A 4,708-nucleotide genomic window follows, 5' to 3' on the forward strand; every position below is an offset into this window, starting at 1 on the left:
GCCTGCTGCCGCGCCACCGCGGGGCTGTGCCGACGATCCATGCGCTGGCCGAGGACGAACCGGCCTTCGGCGTTACGATCCACCACCTTGCCGTCACGATCGATGCGGGAGCGATCCTGGCGCAGGAAGCTGCGACGTTGCCACCCGGGACGACGGCGACGCGCGCTTCTGTCCTGCTGCACGAGATCGGACGTCGTGTCCTCGATGGCGTGTTGCAGGAGATCGCTGCATCCGGAGCCGTGCCGACCGGCCGGCATGAAGAAGTGCTGCCCTACTGTCCCTTCCCGAACCCGGCCCTTCTCGCCGAGTTGCGACGGCGAGGCCGCAAACTCACCGATGCGGCGGACCTTCGCGATGCGCTCTTCCTCAACGCAAGGGCGTGAGCGTCACGGCGCGGTGCAGGCCATCACCTCGGCGGCCTCCGCCACGTTCAATGCTCGCCGGCGGACCTGAAGGGATACGGTGGGTGCTTGCGAAACGATCGCCGCCTCTCGCTTGAGCGCTGCGTCGCAGGCACAGGAGCGGTAGCCGGCAGCATCGTAGCAGGCGTCATGCCTCTGGCAGGCGGCATCGAGGGAATCGGTCGCCGCCAAGCCGTCTCCGCGTTGGCCGGCACCGCAGTAATTGCCGTGATAGAGTTCCTTGCCCGTCACTGCATCGATGATCGAACTGCCCGGCAACGGGGCTTCCTGCGGACGTCCGCTCGGGTTGAGATCGTTCGCCGGCCCGCCCGACTTCGTCCCCGAACTGCGCAGGGACTTCGGGATGGGTGATTCGATGCCCGGCTCGGCAAGGGACTCAGCCGAGCGCGTATTCGGGTCCGACAGGTCGGGCAGCGGCGGCGGAGGCCCGGGCTCGACCTCATCCACGATCGCGTCCGGAGCCGTTTCCAAGCGGCCCTGCGCAACCGCCGCCGGTACAGAGAGAATCACGGCAAGGACGAGGAGCATTCGAAACGAGGAAGGCAAGCGGCAAGCTCCTGTGCGGAGCTTAGGAACATCGAACGGTCGTTTCCGTTCCCGCCCAACGTTTCGGCCGTTCGCTGTCCCGTCGCAACCTCAGCGTGAGAACTTCTTGTACTTCAGCTTCTTGGGTAAGATCGAGTCGAGCCCGAGCCGACGCTTCTTGTCCTCTTCGTAATCCGAGAAGTTGCCCTCGAACCACTCGACATGGCTGTCGCCCTCGAAAGCGAGGATGTGGGTCGCGATGCGGTTCAGGAACCAGCGATCGTGGCTGATGATGACGGCGCAGCCCGCATAATCCTCGAGCGCCTCTTCCAGGGCCCGCAGGGTTTCCATGTCGAGATCGTTGGTCGGCTCGTCGAGGAGGAGGACGTTGGCGCCACCCTTCAGGGTGCGGGCGAGATGGACGCGGTTGCGCTCACCACCGGAGAGCGTGCCGACCTTCTTTTGCTGGTCTCCGCCCTTGAAGGCGAAGGCCGCGCAATAGGCGCGGGAATTGATCTCGCGCTTGTTGAAATAGATGATGTCGTTGCCGCCGGATACTTCCTGCCACACGGTCGCATTCGGATCGAGGGCGTCGCGCGACTGGTCGACATAGCCGAGATGCACCGTCTCGCCGACCGAGATGGTACCGCCGTCGGGCTTCTCCTGGCCGGTGATCATCTTGAAAAGGGTGGTCTTGCCAGCGCCGTTCGGCCCGATCACCCCGACGATGCCGCCCGGCGGCAGCTTGAAGGACAGGTTCTCGATCAACAGGCGGTCGCCAAAGGCCTTGTTGAGGCTGTCGAACTCGATGACGTTGTTGCCGAGCCGCTCGTCGATCGGGATGACGATCTGCGCCGAGGCGTCGATCTTGTCGTTCTGCTTGGCCACCAGCTCGTCATAGCGGGTGATGCGGGCCTTCGACTTCGACTGGCGGGCCTTGGGCGAAGCCGAGATCCACTCCTGCTCGCGGTTGATCGCGCGCTGGCGGGCCATGTCCTCGCGTCCCTCCTGGGCAAGACGCTTCTGCTTCTGGATGAGCCAGGCCGAGTAGTTGCCCTCGTAGGGATAGCCGCGGCTGCGGTCGAGTTCGAGGATCCAGCCGGTGACGTTGTCGAGGAAGTAGCGATCGTGGGTCACGATCAGGATCGCGCCGGGATACTGCTTGAGGTGGCCTTCGAGCCAGTTCACCGTCTCGGCGTCGAGGTGGTTGGTGGGCTCGTCGAGGAGCAGGAGTTCGGGCTCCCACAGGAGGAGCTTGCACAGGGCGACGCGGCGGCGCTCGCCGCCCGACAGCGTCGCCACGGGCTGTTCGTCGCCCGGACACCCCAACGCCTCCATGGCCTGGTCGACCTTGGAATCGAGCTCCCAAAGGTTGGCGGCCTCGATCTTGTCCTGGAGCGCGGTCATCTCGTCCGCCGTCTCCTCGGAATAATTCATGGCGAGTTCGTTGTAGCGGTCGAGTAGCGCCTGCTTCTCGGCGACACCCTCCATCACGTTCTCGCGGACGGATTTATCGGGATCGAGATGGGGTTCCTGAGGCAGGTAGCCGACGCGCGCGCCCTGCGCGACGAAGCCCTCGCCGGTCCAATCCGTGTCGAGGCCGGCCATGATCTTCAGGAGCGTCGACTTGCCCGATCCGTTGATGCCGAGCACACCGATCTTGGCGTCCGGATAGAAGGACAGGTTGACGTTATCGAGGACCTTCTTGCCGCCGAGATACGACTTGGTCAGACCCTTCATGTGGTAGATGAATTCGCGGGCCATGATGGTGTCCTTGTCGGTTGCTCGCTGTCGGTCGCCGTGCAGGCAATGTCCGGCGCCGCGGCCCGATCGGCTGCGCGCAAGACCGGCGCCTGCCGTGCCCGAACCGCTCGTCCTGAGGATGTCCCGACGCGAGTAACAGGGCGCCCCTTCGGCGGCAAGACGAGCCTGCGCGCTGGCGCTCAGGCGAAGGGGTTGCGGACGGTCGGCGCAGCGCCCTCTTCCTCGGCGATGGCGGCGGGCAGGTCATCCGCCTCGAGGCAGGCGACGATGCTCTGAAGGAGCGCCGTCAGCGCCCGCGCCCGGTCGAGACCGGCCCGGTCGCGCGTGATCTCGAGCGAACCGTGGAGCGCCAGGGCCCCCGTCCCATTCTCGATGGAGAAGCCGGCGACCTGCCGCACCGTCGCATCGTCGGCGAAGGGGACGAAGGAGGTGCCGGGAGACGGGGGATCGGAGGCTTTGGACATCGGCCGCGCACCTGAGGGGTCAGAAGATCGCGCGCATCAGCTCTCGCCAGAGATACCGAGCGAATCGCTGCAGGCTACGTTGGACCCAGGCCTCGATCGAATCGTTCCGGCTTCCGTCCCGCGGCCTTGCCTCGTCGCGACGATCGGCCCGCGGCTCCGGCAGGACCATGGCCCTCGCCTTCACCTCCGGCGACAGGCCGGGAAATGGGTCGAGTCCCGCGACCTCGGAGAGCTCCGTGAGGCTGACCGCCCGCAAGTCGCCATCCGTCCTGTTGGGCGCGAGATAAGCCGCCCCCACCCGCCGGCGTGGGTCGTAGACAGCCTTGAAGATCAGGGTCGGCACCAGCACGCGGCCGTTGATCGCCGGGATGTCGGTGCCCGTGAAGGCCGGTCCGGTGACCACGAAGAGGCTGCCGCGCTCCATCGCCAGGCGGCGCACGCTCTCCTCGATCGCCGCCCAGACCGTACGGTTCATGCTCCTGTCCTGCGGAACGATGTTGGCGAGGCTGAAGGATTCGGCCTAGGCCTCGGCGGTCGGCATGTCGCCGGCCGGGGCGAGATGGCCGCGATCGAAGCCGCTATGGACGTAATCGTCGAGGCGGGAGCGCATCGCCTCGGGGATCCGATCTTCGTCGTGGAAGGCATCGAGCCGGTCGACCGAGCGGGCGGAGGCCACGCTCTGCCGCGTCAGATGCTCGGCGGCGTAGAGCGGCGCGCGCGCCAGGCCCGAATGGAGCACGGCGAAGGCGGAGAAGCACAGGGGCTGCGTCTGTATCCTGAGCTTGGGGTTCACAAGCCTCGGCCGTTCGCCGCCGTGGAAGAAGGCCGGACAGGTCTCCTCCGCGTGGCCGAACGGCATCGCGAAGAACAGCCCGGCGACCAGCGCCATGCCGCCCGTCCGCATCGCCGACGAGATCAGTAGCAGACCCGTACCTTGCGTGTTCCCGAAGGTGTCGCGCGCCAGCGATAGCCGCACGGCCGGCCGAGCGAGCCTCCGAAGGGATCGACCTGCCGATCCGCCGGGGGAGGAGGCGTCAGGCGGAACTCGGGATAAGCGGGTTGTGCAGCCGCATTCGGCGGCGACGCGGCAATGCCCGATAGAATAACGATGCCAAGGAAGAGGATGCGATTCATGGTCAGCCTCGTCCCGGCTCAAGAGCACGTCGGGGAGCAAGCATTGCGAAAAAATGCCGGTCAACGTTGATCGGCGCGCGATAAGTCCTTAACTGCCGCCTCCATGTGCAGTTTCACACCACGGGATCGTCCCGTCGAGACAGCACTGGAAAACGATGGACTCGCGACGACGTCCGATCCTCGGCCGCGTGTCAAAGCTGGGCGATATCGGTATGGATATCGCAAAGCAACGTGGATCGTGCTCGGCGATGATACGCGGCACGGTTCGGTTTTCATAGGTCGGGCGGCGCGGGGTGGCGCGGCATCGGGCGAGCGAACGGGTTCAGGGCATGGCAGCGATGGATACCTCGATATTGGACGGTTTGTCCGAGCCTTTTGCGTTGCGGGCTTTGCCGGAGG

Annotated in this window: 5 protein-coding genes and 1 pseudogene; 1 reads left to right on the forward strand and 5 read right to left on the reverse strand. The window is 65.9% G+C overall.

What is annotated here, in order from left to right:
* The coding region (locus ACFE7U_RS16100; RefSeq protein WP_375410730.1) for a formyltransferase family protein at positions 1 to 383 on the forward strand (383 nt) is incomplete at its 5' end.
* A gap of 3 nt (positions 384 to 386) precedes the next feature.
* On the opposite strand, the gene ACFE7U_RS16105 is transcribed toward ACFE7U_RS16100, so the two are convergent.
* The 5 genes and pseudogenes from ACFE7U_RS16105 to ACFE7U_RS16125 all read right to left on the reverse strand — a co-directional run bounded on the left by ACFE7U_RS16105 (position 387) and on the right by ACFE7U_RS16125 (position 4,309).
* Entirely contained in the window at positions 387 to 869 is a 483-nt protein-coding gene (locus ACFE7U_RS16105; protein WP_375410731.1) for a hypothetical protein, read from the reverse strand.
* A gap of 189 nt (positions 870 to 1,058) precedes the next feature.
* On the reverse strand, positions 1,059 to 2,711 hold the full coding sequence (ettA, locus tag ACFE7U_RS16110; protein ID WP_375410732.1) for an energy-dependent translational throttle protein EttA: 1,653 nt from the start codon (positions 2,709 to 2,711) through the stop codon (positions 1,059 to 1,061).
* Positions 2,712 to 2,890: 179 nt separating this feature from the next.
* Complete coding sequence (locus ACFE7U_RS16115; RefSeq protein WP_375410733.1) at positions 2,891 to 3,175, reverse strand: hypothetical protein; 285 nt, start codon at positions 3,173 to 3,175, stop codon at positions 2,891 to 2,893.
* Positions 3,176 to 3,194: 19 nt separating this feature from the next.
* Positions 3,195 to 4,079 (reverse strand): annotated as a pseudogene (locus tag ACFE7U_RS16120) (DNA/RNA non-specific endonuclease).
* Positions 4,080 to 4,090: 11 nt separating this feature from the next.
* Positions 4,091 to 4,309 (reverse strand): hypothetical protein, encoded by a 219-nt coding sequence (locus tag ACFE7U_RS16125; protein ID WP_375410734.1) that lies wholly within the window; start codon positions 4,307 to 4,309, stop codon positions 4,091 to 4,093.
* Between the last annotated feature and the right edge of the window lie 399 nt (positions 4,310 to 4,708).

The organism is uncultured Methylobacterium sp., from assembly GCF_964251405.1.
Classification (GTDB): domain Bacteria; phylum Pseudomonadota; class Alphaproteobacteria; order Rhizobiales; family Beijerinckiaceae; genus Methylobacterium.